Genomic DNA, 14,752 nt, shown 5'->3' on the forward strand with positions numbered 1-14,752 from the left:
CGCGGCTGACCTGAGCCCCGTGGTCAGCACTTCGGAACAGTCACTTCCCGAGCCTGCCGACTACAAGGATAGGGCAGCGGCTTCCTCGTCTGCTTGACACAGAGGGGAGCCATGAGCGTGCGTCCGGCGGACGACCGCTCAGCGGCATGAAGAGACAGTGGCCGGATAGGCTCTTCCTCGTGGAGGCTGGGGAGTTCGCAGTTATCGATCAAGGCTGGGACGGGCCGTTCTACCGAGTTCGGACCTCGGTCTTCGAGGTGACCTTCATGGTCGGCGGTGGCGAACGAATCGAGGCGGTGGAGAACGTCGATGCCGAAGTGCGCTTGCCCGACGGCTCTCGCTGGAGCGCGACGATCTTCACGCTGGCCGAGGTCGAGCGTCTTATGTCGGAATGGGCTGAGACGGGAGAGTACGGCGGGGGCGGTCACTTCTGGTGCTCCGATGGCCTGATTGTCGGTGCGCCCGGCCTGGATCACATGATCATCGCGCTGGAGGGCCTTTACCAGAGCGGCGACTTTCGCGACGCCCTGAATCGCCTCGATGAACCGGCCGGGTAGTTCCGGCAGCACGGTCCGAGCTGGACCGGATACAGCATTCCCTATACACGCACCTCGGCATGAGCGTGCATCCCGCGCGATTGGTGCGCGGATCCCTGCGATCGAAACTCGCTCGCCATGGCCGGCGCCCGCGACCTACCATCGCGACGAGCCGCCCAAGGCGCATCTACCCGGTAAGGATGGGTCCTACCCGTCGCACGGTGAGGGTGGCAGCCCGTTCGAGCCGGGCCGGGTCCGGGGAACCCGCTCCTCGACGGGAGGTGTCGGGGGTTCCCGCCTCAACGCCCGCACCGTGGCATGACCGGACGTTCGGCGACTGTGCGGCGATACCTCCATAACTGTGGTGCGTCCGGCCGGGTGACCGGGGAGGATCATCGCGTGGAACCGGCGAATGAGGTTGATGATCCGCGCGCGCGTTTCGAGGCGAGGCTGAAGGGGCTCCGGGGCCGTCGGCTCTTACACCTACGGGGTCGAAAGTCCTCGACGGCCGGATCGAAGACCATCTCAGCTTAGGTGACGAGGGCCCAGAGCGCATCGGGCCCGACGCCGGTCCCGGGAGCCTGTGGGACCGGTACCTGCGGACGCCGATTCGCAGGACCGCCGCGCATTGGGAGCGGCTGGAACTGGGGCCGAGCCTGCGAGCCGATGGCAGTGTCGGATCCGTGCAAGCTGTGGACGTGCCGATGGCAGTGCGTCTCGACTTCGCCGCGGGAGCGGTGTGGTTCGTCGCTGCCGTCCCGCAGCCGCCGGACTGGCAGCGCGTGTTCGGGGAGGCGACGAGATCATGGTTGTCTTCTCGCCCGAGAAGATGCGCGACCTGAGCTTCGGCGACGCCACGTTCGGTCAACAGTCCGGGTAAACGCTCATCGGCCGGAGCGGACGTTGGGCCAATTTTTCGTCGCTCAGTGGCCGTAGGAGTAGCGGAGATCGGCAAACAGCAGTTGGTTGAGCCGTTTCCGGAGGTGTCCGGTCTTGCTCTGGTCGGGGGCTTCGTCGGGGGTGAGCAAGGTGAATCTCAGGAGGGTCCCTCCGTCGGGTGAGGCCGTCAGCGTGAAATGTATCTGATCATGGGGCCGGCTTGGCCACAGTGATGACCACGTCGCGTGGCTCGGTTTCTGCGCGGTCAGGACTCGGGGTTCGACTTCGTCGGCCAGCAGGGAGAGCCACGGATGGGTTTCTGGCCGGTGAGGTTCCACGAGTGAGTTCCAGACGACGTGTGGAGGTGCCGGCAGGGTGCGCGCCCGCGAACCGATCTCGATCACATGAGCAGAGTATGTCGAACCGTCAAGGTGCACACACAGTTCGACATGACAAGGCAATCGGATGATCGACGGGGCGGGCAGGGGCGGCAACGCAATATCCGACGCGTCCAGGATGACGGATCGGTGACTGGACGTCGTTGGCTCAGTCGGCGGCCGGCCGCGGTGAGGGCTGGACCGTTCTGCGCCAGGCCGTCCGGAGACCTTCCAGTTCGTGGCGGGGGAACGGACGGCCCCACCGGGTCCGGTAGCCGGCCTCGCCCAGGTCGTCGGCGACGGTGTCGAATGCCCTGAGCACGGCTCTGGCGAGCGTGGTCGTTGGCTGCTCGCTCTGCCAGAGCAGGCTTCCCTCGTGTTCAGGTGTCTTCCAGTCGACTGCTTCGACAAGGCGGATCGTGACCGTGTCCGCGCGACGATGGAGAAACCAGCGGTAAACGGTGGGTTCGGCCTCGAACTCGGCCTGGGTGTGGGTCTCATGAAGGATGATCCTGGCGACGGCCCTCAGCAGCTGCTCGGGACCCTCGGTGACATAGGAAGCGAACGCTTCGGCGCTGGTGTGCTCGTCCTCGACGGAGCAGAGCGCCCAACCGTGGTGCTTGATCGTCCAGGTAAGTCGCACGTCCGCATTGTGGCCGGACACGATGGCCGCCGTCATCCGATTACCACTGTGGGCAGCCGGCTGCAGCGGCGTCCGCAATTCGGCATGTGCGGACAGTCAACCGAACGCGCGCCTCGCGGCATGAGCAGACGTTGGGATGTGGGTGGTTCGGTGTGGCTTGTGGCGGTCCACTCGGTTTGGTCGATACTGGTGGCTGAGAGTCCGGCGTTCAGGCGAGGGGTTGGTGTGATCGAGTCGGCGGAGCTGGTGGTGGCGGCGCTGGCGGCCGGTGCCGCGGCAGGAGCACGTGAGACGGCGTCCACGGCGGTGAAGGACGTCTATGCTGGCGTGAAGACGCTGGCGGTGCGGGTGCTGCGCCGCGCGGAGTTCGTGCCGGCCGAGGTCGTGGAGATGGTGAAAGCCGATGCGGTCACGCCGGCCGGGGACGAGAGCGGCACCGCGGGGCGCCGTGAGCTCGCCGCCGCACTGACCGCAGCGGACGCCGGGGCCGACGAGGAACTGGTGGCGGCGGCGCTGAAGATGCTGGAGCTGACCGACCCCGACGGCACCCAGGCGGGCAAGTACCGGGTCCAGTTGCACGGCAACAAGGGTGTGCAGGTGGGGGACCACAACACCCAGACCAACACTTTCAGGTGACCCGGCCTTCGATGACCAGTAACACGACGTCCTCGCAGCCTGAGCCCTCCCGTCCTGCTGCTTCGGAGGTGAGCAACAGCCTGGGTGTTCAGGTCGGCAGCCACAACACCCAGCGTAACTACCACACCGTCATGCAGGCTCCTCTGGCCGCGATCGAGTCGGTGCTGGCTGCGCCGGGCCTGTCCCGTCTCCCTCTCGACACGGCGCTGTTCGTGGGTCGCAATACTCGGGTGCGCCGCCGGGGCCTTCTCACGGTGCTTACCGCCCGGCTGGCAAAAGCCGATGCCAGTTCCTTAGCGAAGTCCGGGTCTTGTGCGATGTCGCGGCCGAGGTTGAGTCGCATCGTCTCCGCTTCGACCGGGTCCGACGGGTGTTCGGCGAATCGTGCGAAAACCTCGGAGCGGAATGGATCGGAATAACGTGCTTCTAGCAGGCTCTTCAACCCCTCCAGCTGTGCGTCGTATGCGGCAGTCCCCTCTGTCGATCTCCGGAGAAGATAGTGGGAGAGCACCGACACCGTTCTCCGGGACAGCTCGTCTTCAGTCATCGAATCCTCCGCGCACTTGGCCGGTAACCCACTGGTGGGTGAGCATACGCACAAAAACGATCACCGGTGTGTCGGGGGCGGACAACTGATCCGACTGGGAACTTTTCGTAAAAAACGACGCGCGAGAACTTCTCAGAACGTATTCGTCGGCGGCGCTAATCAAGCAAGCGGTACGAACCGGTAATCGGCCTCGTTTCCTAGGGCTTCGCACGCCGCGCACACGGCTCGAACTGGGCTGGCCTCCTGCTGTGCGTTCTTGAGCCCACGAACACAGCTCAGCTTGGAGGGCGAGGAACGACGATGCCCGTCGGCCAACACCGGCGCCAGCCGGACCGACTGTACCAGCCGCCAGGCCGAGGCTGGCCGCGCGAAGGAGGTGGGCTCGCAGCCGATTCGAGCAGTGCCACAGTACGCCGAACTGGTCTCCGTGTACGCGACCGCCAGCCAACACAAAGGCAAGTTCGACTTCGACGTCGGATTCTCGCCTTCGCCTAGGACGACACCCGGCGCGTCGACTACGGCACGACTGTCCAGAACGTTTCACTAGGGCAAGGCTCGCCATTCTCTCCGGGTACGCCCTCATTCGCGGAGTTGTTCCCACCCTTGTAGCTGACCTTGAACGCGCGCATCATGGTCAGGTGACCGAGAGTCAGCGTGTCGAACATTTAGACGATTCAAGCAGGAAGATCGCCAGAACTCGACGGCGATTTGTCCGAATTGTCGGCTGGGATGCCCGGGGGACCCACGTACTTGCATCCGGGCTTTTCTATGCATTTCTTATCTGCCGAGTTGTCACTTTGAGTGGATCAGCGGTCGTGCCCGTCTTAGCCCTGTACGAACCCGAACGCATTGTTATCGCAGCTGTCGGCGCGGTAGTGTTTCTTGCCGAGGTGGTGATCCGAGTAGCAAAACCTGGAGAGCACGCTCTATCGCAGAACCTTAAGGCGGACGCGCTCTTGTTCGAGCACAGGCGTTTCATAACCGGGGTTCCGCCATATGACAACCCTAAGGACAGATTCGAGCTGTTCTGTGCAGGTGTTTCAAACGCCAGGCGCGCGAATCAACAGTCTGAGCGCAGGATACTTGAGCAGACCTTCCAGATAGAGTCGAAACTAGGAGATGCACACCCGAGAGCCTCCGAATCGGAGTAAATTCCGCGCGCGTCGAACCTGAAACATACGAACATCTGCGTGCGATTCACGTCAGGCAAGTTTGATTCCACCCGAGTCAACTCAGCTTTCAGTTCGCGCTTGACGATCCGCGCACAGCACGTCGCCGTTCTTGACCGATAGGTCCAGCTCGCTTCTCATTTCTGGCTCGGTTGACGCCTTCCGAATCCCTCGTCGCCTTGGGGGGAATCTATTTGTCGACGCCAGTTGGCCCACACATACTGCTCCGCTGCCGTGATCTTCCGCCCTGAGGTCGAGCGTGCGAGCTCGTTCACGCGCTTCTGACGTGGCCGGTGACCAGGTAGCTCGATGCGCAAGATCGAGCATCGCAGTCCCGCGGGCTAATCCGCCGCAGCCGAGTCGACTACTCAGACTGGACCGCCTAGCGACCTGCGGCGCCGTCGTCGACCATCCCAGGCCGCAGCGGCCGGCTTGACCCCACAGGTTGCAGCTTGTGCCGGGGTAGTGCACATATTCGAAGGTGCCATATTCACCGAGGGAGTTCTGGCACGCTAGAGACACCGCATCGCCCGCGGCAAGCACGGCGGTCTCGACCGCAACTACCCACCGCTCGGCCATTCGGGTGGTCGGTATCCCACGCAGGAACGAGGCGAGCGTGGCCAGCGATCACTAGCCGTAGTGCACCGTAGAGTCGTACGCTCTCGCGTCGGGAGGCATAGTGGGGCGGATGGTGTGCGTCCACGGCATAGGCCAGCAGGTCGCCGCAGAACAGTTACTCCTGTGTGACTGGACGCCCGCTCTCCCTGATGGGCTCACCCGCTCTGGCCACGACGGGACATCGACCGCCGACGATGTTGTGAAGGGGTTTCTGCGGGAACCTGTTCCGTCCGGCCGGAGGGCTGCTGACAGTCAGGGGGCCAATGTTCACCGCCGACGACGTCGACTCTGGCTTCGAGGAAGGGTTGCTTCGGGTGTGGTGGCGGGCGGCCGCGAGGATGGACCCGAAGGTGGTGGTGGCCGCGCCGCCGGAGGCGGACACGCTGGTTCGGGTGCCCGGTTCGGTGCAAGTCGTGTTGCAGGTGCTCTCCCGGTCGCAACTATTCGGTGGCGTGGCGTTGCGTGCGTTGATGTTCGATCTCAAGCAGGTCCGCCGCTACCTGGAAGACACGGGGTTGCGGGAGGCAGCGCGGCCTGCGGTCGGCAAGTTGAGGTGCGGGTGGTGATAGGGCACTCATCGGGGTCAATAGTGGCCTGCGAGACGGTCGCGGCGACGCCGGGCCACGAGGTGCGGGCGCTGGTGTCCCAGGGGTCACAGCTTGGGATTGCAAACCTGATCTTCGATGAGCTAGACCCGGCCCCGCGCGGCGGGCTCGGCGCCTGGCCCGGCTCACACCAACTGCCCGGACTATCGTCGGTGACCGCGACGAGGTCATCACGCTCGAGAAGGATCTGCAACCTCGGTTCGGACCGACGAGCTTACCGGGCTGCGATCGGGGAGGCCTGTGCGACCGATGATTCACGACGGCTGCGGCGCTACCTCACCGCGACCGTGAGCGCGAAACATCCCAAGGCACCGTGGGACCGGTCATCGCAAGTCGAGGCATGCGACGAGGTCATCACGCTGTTCGCCGATGACCTCGGCAACCAGCACGTCAGCGCCCCGGGCGCCGGGCCGAGCAAGGACCAACCGTAATGGCGCGGTCGGTCAGTTTCGCCCATGCTGTCCGGCTCCTCGGCGGCCACAACAGCAAGCTGCTGAGCGCAATCGACACCGCCGCCGGCTGGCTAATGGTGGGCGCCGCCCCGCTGGCCGGAGAGGTGCTCAGCTGGTTCGATCACAAGGCTGACCTGAGTCGCTTGAGCCAGGAGGCGGTCCGCGGCTTTTACGAATTGCAGAGCGGGCTCTCTAAGTACAATCGCGCCGAACGGATCGAAGCCGCTCACACGGTTATCGTCATTGCCGCCTTCTTCGACGGGCTCAAAGAGGTTCGGCTGCCGACCAAGCTGACCCGGGCTGGTCAGATCGCCATCGGCACCGGAGGCGCGGCGATGTCCGGCAAGTTCGTCACCCAAATCATGTCGGCTGGACGGCTCTTGCCTGACGAGGGCCAAGCACCGGAGGATTTCGAGCAGGGCCTGCGTGGCTACTACCGGAACATGGTCGACGAGGTGAACGAGCATCTCGACGGCCTGGCAGTCGCCAGGAACCTGTCCCGTGCCGAACGCCGCCGGATCACCGAGGCGCTCGGCGTGGTCGCCGACCGGGCCCTTGGCTGTTACCGGAACTCGATGCTAGAATTAGCCAATTTCCCCGACTTCGTCTTCTGGGCCCAGCGCCAGGAACACCGAGCTACTCGGGTGGGCATCTCTGAGGTGAGGGACGACATCGTCGAGTTAAGGGCGATGCTGCGGGACCGCTACGCTGGACAAGCTCCTGACGAACAGCGGGCCCGACTCGCCAAGGCACACCTCGAAGACCTGCGGACCCGCACTACCGGTGTTGGCCCCCTTCCCAACGGTGTACGGGTTCCCGCACTGGACGAACTCTACTTGACCCGCCGTATCCGAGTGATGGACGTGACAGCGCCCGACCAGGTGAGTGAGGAGAGCCGCTGGGCGAGCCAAGAATGCCGCGACGATCCATGGCAGTTCCTCGGCGACCACTTGCAATCGGACCGCGCGGCCCGGGCGCCGCTGTTTCTGGTAGGCGATACCGGATCGGGCAAGACCGCGTTTCTTCGGATGGGCTGCGCATTGCTCCCGGCCGAGAGATTCCTGGTGGTGCGGATCGACCTGCGGCGTAAACCTGAACTGGTCGAGATTCAGGACCATATCGAAGAGGCGATGCGCGCAGCCACCGGAGAATCTTTGAACTGGCCGTCGTTGACACCCCCTGGTCGAGAGATCCAGCGCGTGGTCGCACTCGACTCATTCGACGAGTTCCTCCAGGCCACCGGCGCCGATCAGGCGGACCTACTCGAACGCGTCGCCGAGTTCCAGCGCCGAGAGTCCATTCAAGGTCGTCCTGTCGCCGTGGTAGTAACCAGCCGTACCGCCACGGCGGACCAAGCCCGGATCCCGGAGGGCACCCTCGCCATTCGTCTTGAGCCCTTCGGTGAGCCGCAGATCCGCGACTGGATCGCGTGTTGGAACAGCATCAACCCGGAAGCATCGCTGACCGTGGAGGCGATACTGACCCATGGCGATCTCGCTGAGCAGCCACTCCTGCTTCTCCTACTCGCGGTCCACGCCGCCGGTCTCCGACCGGCTGGCGGCCCGTACGAGCACGTACTCGGACTCCTGGCTGCCCGCGAGGTGGCCAAATATCGCCCTCAGCTGCATCGGCGCGAATCCACTGTGGAGACGGATCTCGGCATGCTCGCCGAGGCCGCGTTGGCGTCCTTCAATCGAGGCGACCGGTGGATCAGCGAAGCCGACCTCCATTGTGCTCTTAACAATGTCGAGCGGGCTTGGCCCCTAGCACTGCCGCCGACTGACTACGTGCTCGCACGCTTCCCGTTCCGGCGGCGGGGGCAGGGCTACGCCTTCACGTACTCCGCCTTCGCCGACGTGCTCGTCGCTCGTCTCATTTGGAACGAGCTTCGCAAGATCGAGAACGCGGACTATTCGGTGCCAGTAGCCGGGATCTCCGATGAGGACCTGCGAGGTCTTCTATCGACCCAGACGTTGGGACGCCGCCGCACGGTGATCGATTTTCTTACCGACATGATGACGGAGCTGCGGCCGAGCGCTTCAAGAAAGATCAAGGACCTGTTGGTGCGCATGTTCAGAGCAGTCCGGAGCTCGCCGGCTCAGCACGAGTTTCGACGTACTCTCATCTATCGCGCCAATCTGCTGCAGCTCCTGGTATGCGCACCAACGGAGAACGTCAGGGCGAGTGAACTATTTCCCGACCCGCTGGACCCGATCGCCGAGTGGCGCGCCCAGGCAATGCTCTGGGAGTCGCAACTCTCTCCAGAGAACAGACAGAGTCTGATCGACGCCATCACCGTGGAGCGCATCGAGGAGAACGGCGTCCGCGACATCCGCCTAGGGCCAGCACATGACGGTTGGGCCCCCGGCGCGATCGACCCGGCGTGGTCCTCGGGCCGTCCCAGCGCGGACCCCGCCGCATCTGGATTGAACTGGACCGATCTCCGGCGGAGGGCGAACTTCCGGTGCGACCCCGCCGACGACATCATGCTTCACGCCGTAGAACCGCTGTTTCGCCATTTTGACGGCACCGGCTGGCTCACCTCCGCGACTGCACTGCTGACCCTCTGGACAGCACCCTCACCCGAGGCTTATCAGCGATGCGCGCACATCGCGATCTCCGAGTCCTGGGCGCCCAGCGCCCAGGTCCAGTTCTTGGAGCTGCTGCTGCCGCATCTCAGTGCGCCCGGTCACATCGGCGCCGGAGAAGCAGCCGAAATCCTTCACCGGCTCGACGAGTCACTACGCCCGTACCTAACACCCCAACTCAGATCCAAGATGGTTGAGTGCCTGCTGACCCATCTCGACCGTGGCGAGAGCGGGCACGACGTCGCCCATGTCCTCGGAGCGATGCTTATCCCGGATCTTGAGGGCGTCGATACGGCGGTCGCTGCCTTAGCCCTGATCAGGCTCTTCGAGAGCAGTTTTCCCCGGCCTGCCGTCCGGCAACTCGCCTCCCAGCAAAATTTTGACGCGCTCGTCAGTAACGTCGGGGCGGAGCGACCCAGTCTGGTCAAGCGTCTTGCCCAACTAGCGCCTGAGGCGGCACGGCATGACGGAAAGGCAGGATGAGGGCCATGGCTCAGCGGTCACTTAGCTACGCCGATGCGGTCCGCCTACTCGGCGGCAGTGACAGCAAGATCCTCGGCGCGTTCAAACGGGTCGCAGGCCTTCTCATACTCGGTCCTGCTCCTCTGACGTCAGATGTTCTGACCTGGTTCGACGCGAAGGGCGAACTGGTACGCCTGAGCAAGGCGCTAGTCGGTCGGGCCGCTGAGCGCCAGGACGATCTCTCGCAATTCGACCGCATGCAACGCCTCGAAGCTGCACACACCATCATCGTGGTGACGGCGTTCTTCGAGAGTCTGGGCGAGGTTCGGCTACCGGTCGAGGTGACCCGCAGCGAGCAGCTCGCCCTCGCGGGGGGCGACCTCAACGGGATCCATGACTTCGCCGACCAGATCCAGTCAGTCGGGCGTGTGGTGCCCAACCCGGCGCAGACTGCGGGGTCTTTCCGCACCGACCTGCGCGACTACTACCTGGGGCTCGCGGATCGGCTGCATCAGTTCATCAGCGGTCTCGCCGCTTGGGATCAGTTGGCCGCGACCGAGCGGAATCGGCTCACACGGGAGTTGGTGGAGACGGCCGAGCGCGCCATCGACCGCTATCAGGAATCGCTACGTCGGCTGGCGACCGATTTCCCTGAGATCCAGGTATGGATTTTGTACGGGGAACATCAGGTGAATCTTGCCACTTTGACCGAGCGCGAAGAGGTGCCGGACCCGTTAATCCCAGGAAGAGCGTCCGACGCCACGCGGCAGCGTTTGGCCTCTGCGTACCGATCCTCCTTGCAACAACCTCTCGCCCGGCCCGGTGACTTCGCTGGAAGCGTTCTTTTCCCTACGGTCGACGAGGCCTATGTTTCGCCTCTTTTTCGGACCGCCGAAGCCACGCACGACGCCCGCATCAACGATGAGTCGTGGTGGGCTGAGCAGCCGATCCACGAAGCCCTGGAGACGTTCCTAACCAACCACCTCACATCTGCGAGGGCGGCGCGAGCGCCACTGATGGTGCTAGGTCAGCCAGGTTCGGGCAAGTCGCTGTTGACCAAGATGCTCGCCGCACGCCTGCCGTCCGACAGCTTCCTGCCGATCCGTGTCCCGCTGCGTCACGTGTCAGGCGACTTCGACATTGAACATCAGGTCGACCAGGCGCTCCGTATAACCACACACGAACGCATCAGCTGGCCTGAACTAGCCCGGTCCGCCGGCGACGTCTTGCCCGTCCTGCTGCTGGACGGATTCGACGAGCTCCTCCAGGCAACAGGGGTAAATCACAGCGACTATTTGGTGAGGATTGAGCAATTCCAGCATCGCGAAGCTGCACAGGGTCGTCCGCTCGCGGTGATCGTGACCAGCCGAACGATCGTCGCCGGTCAGGCCACGACACCGGCCGAGACCATCGCCCTGCGTTTGGAGCCCTTCGACGACAGCCGGGTGGGCGCATGGCTCGACAGCTGGAACCGCACCAACGCCACCGAGTTCGCCCGCCGCGGCCTGTCTCCGCTAGCGCTGGACACCGTCTTGTCCTATCGCGAGCTTGCAACGCAGCCGCTCCTGCTGCTGATGCTCGCCCTATACGACGCCGACAACAACGCCCTGCAACACCACGCAGCCGATCTGCCGACTCACAAACTCTACGAACGTTTGGTCAGCGGTTTTGCCTCCCGCGAAGTCAGCAAACTCCGAGCCGGCTTGTCCGGACCCAGCCTCTCGGAGGCGACTGAATTGGAGATCGGCAGGCTGTCCGTGGCGGCTTTTGCCATGTTCAACCGCGGCACACATTGGGTCACTGATTCAGACCTCGATGCCGACCTGAGAGCGCTCGACATCGCCCCCGAGAGTTGGCTGGCCCCGGCGGGAATGCGGAAGCCGACCGCTGCCGCTCAACTGATCTTCGGCCGGTTCTTCTTCGTCCATGAGTCCCAAGCCGCCCGGCATGAGACGCCTGTACGTACGTACGAGTTCCTGCACGCCTCCTTTGGCGAGTACCTGGTGTCGCGGCTCAGCTGGGAGGTGCTTCAAGCTGAGGCCGCCCGCGCGGCTGCCGCGCGCCGGTCGTTCAGACGTGCCCACGTGGAAGACCACTTGCTACGGGCGTTGCTGTCCTACCAGCCACTAAGTAGTCAACCCACCATCCTCGCGTTTCTCGACGGACTAGCCGGGGAGACGCCAGCCAACCAGGACAGCATTCGAAGCCTGGTGCTTACCCTGTTCCGGAACGCCAACCACGCACCGGGACTGGACCGCTATGCGGCCTACCAGCCGCACGTGCCAGGGGAACCGGCTCGCTGCGCAACCTATTCCGCCAACCTGCTGCTCCTCAGTCTGTGCATCGGGGCCGTCCGTGTCAGTGAGCTATATCAGGACCGGTCTGATCCAGTAGACGCGTGGCACGACCAGACCCTGCTCTGGCGCTCCCAGCTTAGTGCGGGCGGATGGCAGAGCCTGGTCGACGCGATCACCCTCGAACGGATCCGGGATGGCGAGCAGCGCGACGTCCGGCTCACGATGGGCTCCGGCCCGCATCAGCCGGCCATCGACCTGGCCTGGACGTTTGGCCATGACCCGGATACGCGCAGCGATCACTCGCTCCGCGCAATTGGCGGGTCAGCGGACTGGTTACGTCGCGAAAGCTATTTCCAGTGCGGCGTGCACGACGACCTAGTGCAGCATGCGGTCGAGCCACTCACCGCACGTCTACTCTGGACCGTGACCACGTTCACCGGCGTCGACACGGAACGGTTCCAATCAGTCGCGCACGCTCTGGCCGAGGTGCTAGCCGATCCGTCCCCCGCCGCCTACCGCGCGGCCGCCGCAATCGGTTCCCACGACGGACCGCCCTGGACCGGCGGCGAGAACATTCGATTCTGGCGGCTCCTGTTGGACCGGCTCGGCACTGGCGCCGGGGCGGATCCACTGACGGCGGCTGATGTCCTCGGAACGCTCCTCAACCAGGTCCGCGACGACGAGATCCCCGCCCTCGCGGACGGTATCCTACGATGCGTGCTGACCTATCTGGGCCAGGACCAGGAGGCAGACCTCGAGCTGGCGCGCCTGGTCGGTGTGGCTCTCGCCGTTGGTCTCGAGGCCGCCGATCTTGTGCTCGCCATCGATGCGCTGGTGCGTGCACACGAGTTGGGCCTGCCGGCGCCGATCCCAGCTAGGTTGCTGGACAGCACGGAGCGGGCTCGGCTCCTGGACCGGGTCAACCCGATCCGCCCTGATCTGCGGGCTCGTCTCGAGGCGCTGATAGGAGCGGGCTCCTGACCGCTTCATTCCGCCGGGGAGATGAAAGCAGCTGCAGGCTAGCCGCCAAATTCCCCTAGGCACGGAGTGAGTGCTGCTGGCGCAGTGGGACCTCGGCGCTTACGTGGGCAAGGTGGGCTGCTGGTGGCGGTGTCGTTCGTCGCTTACCTGGTCGGGGCATTCCTGGAGGTCGACCCGCTGCACCTCTGGGAGCACGGCGGCCAGCCGCAGTGGATCAACCGGGTGCCGGACCGGGCGCGGCGAGGGCGCTTCCGCCTCATCGGGACCTACCTGCTGTCGGACCAGACCCACCGCGACCTGCACGACTTCACCGCTGAGGTCCGCAGCGCCTCCAGTTGAGCCGCGCTTTCCTGCGCGTGACCGGGCATGGATCGGCTAGATCGCTTGCAACATTGCAGCTTCTCGGCTTGACAGCGGGCGGAACGTCTCGCAGTATCCGAACAAGTGTTCGATGACGGTTCGGGTTCGCTCGCGGCTTCCCCTCGCGGGTGTCTCCGGTGCGTGTTCGTGGTGCTGGAGGTGCGTGGTGGCGGTGCCGGAGGCGGTGGCCGGGCTCGCGGCGATCCCCGGCGTCCGTACGGCTGCCCAGCTGGGTGCCCCCGACGCGGCCGTCTCGGCTCCGGCCGGGATGCTGCCGGTGACGCCCGTCCTGGCCAAGCTCCTCCCCGGTGGCGGACTGCGTCGCGGCACCGCCGTGTCGGTGTTCGGCTCGACGGCGCTGATCCTTGCGTTGCTGGCCGAAGCCACCTGCGAAGGGTCGTGGGCGGCGGTCGCCGGCCTGCCGGAACTCGGGGTGGCCGCAGCCGCCGAACTGGGCGTCGAGCTCGATCGGCTCGCCCTGGTTCCTAATCCTGGCGCCGAGGCCATCGCGGTAGTCTCGGCGCTGATCGACGGGTTCGACCTGGTGGTCCTTGGCCCCGTCCTCGCCCGCGCGACTCAGCCGCAGGTCGCCCGCCGGCTGGCTGGGCGCGTCCGCAACCGGGGCGCTGTTCTGCTCACCGCCGGGCCATGGCCAGGAGCGGACCTCGAACTCAGCGTCTCAAGGCGTCGATGGCACGGCATGACTGATGACGGGTTCGGTCATCTGAAGGTCCGCGACGTCGTGGTGACCAGCCGCGGCCGCGGTGCCGCCGCCCGGCCACAGGCCCACCCCGTGCGGCTGCCAGGCCCCGGCGGCGCCATCGTGGCCGGCCAGCCCCGTGTCGGTGGACGGCCGACCGAGGTCGCCGGATGAACCGCAGCACGAGGCCGAGGCGCTCACCGTCCTCGCCCAGCCCGTCCCGGTCTCGCTGATGACCAGCGACCAGTCCGCCGGCATCGTTCGCTCGGGCGAGCGCGGTGAGTTCGGCGATCTTGTTCCGGTCCGGCCGGGTGCCGGCAGGACGGCGGTGTGCCTGCGTGACCACCGGCTCGACCTGGACCTCGACGACAAGCTCGCGCCCTACAGCCACCGCTACAAGCTGCACGGCACCCTGTGCGAGGTCTGCCGCGCGCAGGAGGGTCTCGATCCTTCTGAGCACCGCCTTGCCGAATGGGTGCATCTCGATGTCGCGGCCCAGTACACGCCGGAGATGGCGCCAGGTGCGGGCCTGGTGGTGGTCGTTCACCAGCCACCGGCCGGGACGCTCAGTGGCCGGATCGAACTGCGCCTCGACGGCCGCGAGGTCGCCACGGCGACCGCCTCGATCTGCGGCTCGTGCCGGACGGCGACCCTCGACTACGTCCACGTCACCGCCGAGCACCGCCGCCTCGGCTACGGCCGCACGCTCGTGGCGGCCGCGGTGGCCCGCGCGCCGGGGTACCGGTGGACGGCGCCGCTGCCCCGCGGGCTGGTGGCCTCGTCGTTCCGGGCGCGCATCGCGATGCGTCGAGCTGGACCGCCGTGCGCTCACAGCGGTGGCGACGATGTCGGTCGATGAACGCGCAGGGACTGGATCAGCCGGCCGTGTCAACCGACGTCCG

At 65.4% G+C, this 14,752-nt stretch carries 12 protein-coding genes; 9 read left to right on the plus strand and 3 right to left on the minus strand.

The window, feature by feature from the left end:
• Nucleotides 1-179 precede the first annotated feature (179 nt).
• Nucleotides 180-557, plus strand: a complete 378-nt coding sequence (locus tag QQ657_RS40480; protein ID WP_284747653.1) for a hypothetical protein — start codon at nt 180-182, stop codon at nt 555-557.
• Nucleotides 558-1,459: 902 nt separating this feature from the next.
• On the opposite strand, the gene QQ657_RS40485 is transcribed toward QQ657_RS40480, so the two are convergent.
• Together QQ657_RS40485 and QQ657_RS40490 are read right to left on the minus strand one after the other, a co-directional pair.
• Entirely contained in the window at nt 1,460-1,819 is a 360-nt protein-coding gene (locus QQ657_RS40485) for an SRPBCC family protein (protein WP_284747654.1), read from the minus strand.
• A 142-nt stretch (nt 1,820-1,961) separates the two neighbouring features.
• Complete coding sequence (locus QQ657_RS40490) at nt 1,962-2,471, minus strand: hypothetical protein (protein ID WP_284747655.1); 510 nt, start codon at nt 2,469-2,471, stop codon at nt 1,962-1,964.
• A 189-nt stretch (nt 2,472-2,660) separates the two neighbouring features.
• Here QQ657_RS40490 and QQ657_RS40495 point away from each other — a divergent pair, with 189 nt between their 5' ends.
• Complete coding sequence (locus QQ657_RS40495) at nt 2,661-3,071, plus strand: hypothetical protein (RefSeq protein ID WP_284747656.1); 411 nt, start codon at nt 2,661-2,663, stop codon at nt 3,069-3,071.
• A gap of 118 nt (nt 3,072-3,189) precedes the next feature.
• Here the strand turns inward: QQ657_RS40495 and QQ657_RS40500 are convergent, their stop codons facing one another.
• A complete protein-coding gene (locus QQ657_RS40500; RefSeq protein ID WP_284747657.1) occupies nt 3,190-3,618 on the minus strand; it encodes a hypothetical protein in 429 nt (142 codons plus the stop codon).
• 638 nt (nt 3,619-4,256) lie between these two features.
• Between QQ657_RS40500 and QQ657_RS40505 the strand changes: the two genes are divergently transcribed.
• The 7 genes from QQ657_RS40505 to QQ657_RS40535 all read left to right on the plus strand — a co-directional run bounded on the left by QQ657_RS40505 (nt 4,257) and on the right by QQ657_RS40535 (nt 14,709).
• Nucleotides 4,257-4,769, plus strand: coding sequence for a DUF4231 domain-containing protein (locus QQ657_RS40505; RefSeq protein WP_284747658.1), 513 nt, complete (start codon nt 4,257-4,259; stop codon nt 4,767-4,769).
• 899 nt (nt 4,770-5,668) lie between these two features.
• Complete coding sequence (locus tag QQ657_RS40510) at nt 5,669-5,971, plus strand: hypothetical protein (RefSeq protein ID WP_284747659.1); 303 nt, start codon at nt 5,669-5,671, stop codon at nt 5,969-5,971.
• A 469-nt stretch (nt 5,972-6,440) separates the two neighbouring features.
• Nucleotides 6,441-9,533, plus strand: coding sequence for an NACHT domain-containing protein (locus QQ657_RS40515; protein ID WP_284747660.1), 3,093 nt, complete (start codon nt 6,441-6,443; stop codon nt 9,531-9,533).
• A gap of 5 nt (nt 9,534-9,538) precedes the next feature.
• On the plus strand, nt 9,539-12,790 hold the full coding sequence (locus QQ657_RS40520) for an NACHT domain-containing protein (protein ID WP_284747661.1): 3,252 nt from the start codon (nt 9,539-9,541) through the stop codon (nt 12,788-12,790).
• A gap of 123 nt (nt 12,791-12,913) precedes the next feature.
• Nucleotides 12,914-13,129 (plus strand): hypothetical protein, encoded by a 216-nt coding sequence (locus tag QQ657_RS40525; protein WP_284747662.1) that lies wholly within the window; start codon nt 12,914-12,916, stop codon nt 13,127-13,129.
• Nucleotides 13,130-13,316: 187 nt separating this feature from the next.
• Nucleotides 13,317-14,024: a DnaE2-dependent mutagenesis accessory factor ImuA' gene (imuA', locus tag QQ657_RS40530; RefSeq protein WP_284747663.1), complete on the plus strand. Its 708-nt coding sequence runs from the start codon at nt 13,317-13,319 to the stop codon at nt 14,022-14,024.
• Nucleotides 13,996-14,709: a GNAT family N-acetyltransferase gene (locus QQ657_RS40535; RefSeq protein WP_284747664.1), complete on the plus strand. Its 714-nt coding sequence runs from the start codon at nt 13,996-13,998 to the stop codon at nt 14,707-14,709. The genes imuA' and QQ657_RS40535 overlap by 29 nt, the downstream gene beginning before the upstream one ends.
• Nucleotides 14,710-14,752 lie beyond the last annotated feature (43 nt).

It is taken from the genome of Amycolatopsis ponsaeliensis (genome assembly GCF_030182635.1).
GTDB classification, from domain to species: Bacteria; Actinomycetota; Actinomycetes; order Mycobacteriales; family Pseudonocardiaceae; genus Amycolatopsis; species Amycolatopsis ponsaeliensis.

Excerpts from the sequence above, each read along its gene's own strand:
- QQ657_RS40490 (WP_284747655.1), bottom strand. The coding sequence starts at position 2,471 with ATGACGGCGGCCATCGTGTCCGGCCACAATGCGGACGTGCGACTTACC.
- QQ657_RS40500 (WP_284747657.1), bottom strand. The coding sequence starts at position 3,618 with ATGACTGAAGACGAGCTGTCCCGGAGAACGGTGTCGGTGCTCTCCCAC.
- QQ657_RS40510 (WP_284747659.1), top strand. The coding sequence starts at position 5,669 with ATGTTCACCGCCGACGACGTCGACTCTGGCTTCGAGGAAGGGTTGCTT.
- QQ657_RS40515 (WP_284747660.1), top strand. The coding sequence starts at position 6,441 with ATGGCGCGGTCGGTCAGTTTCGCCCATGCTGTCCGGCTCCTCGGCGGC.
- QQ657_RS40520 (WP_284747661.1), top strand. The coding sequence starts at position 9,539 with ATGGCTCAGCGGTCACTTAGCTACGCCGATGCGGTCCGCCTACTCGGC.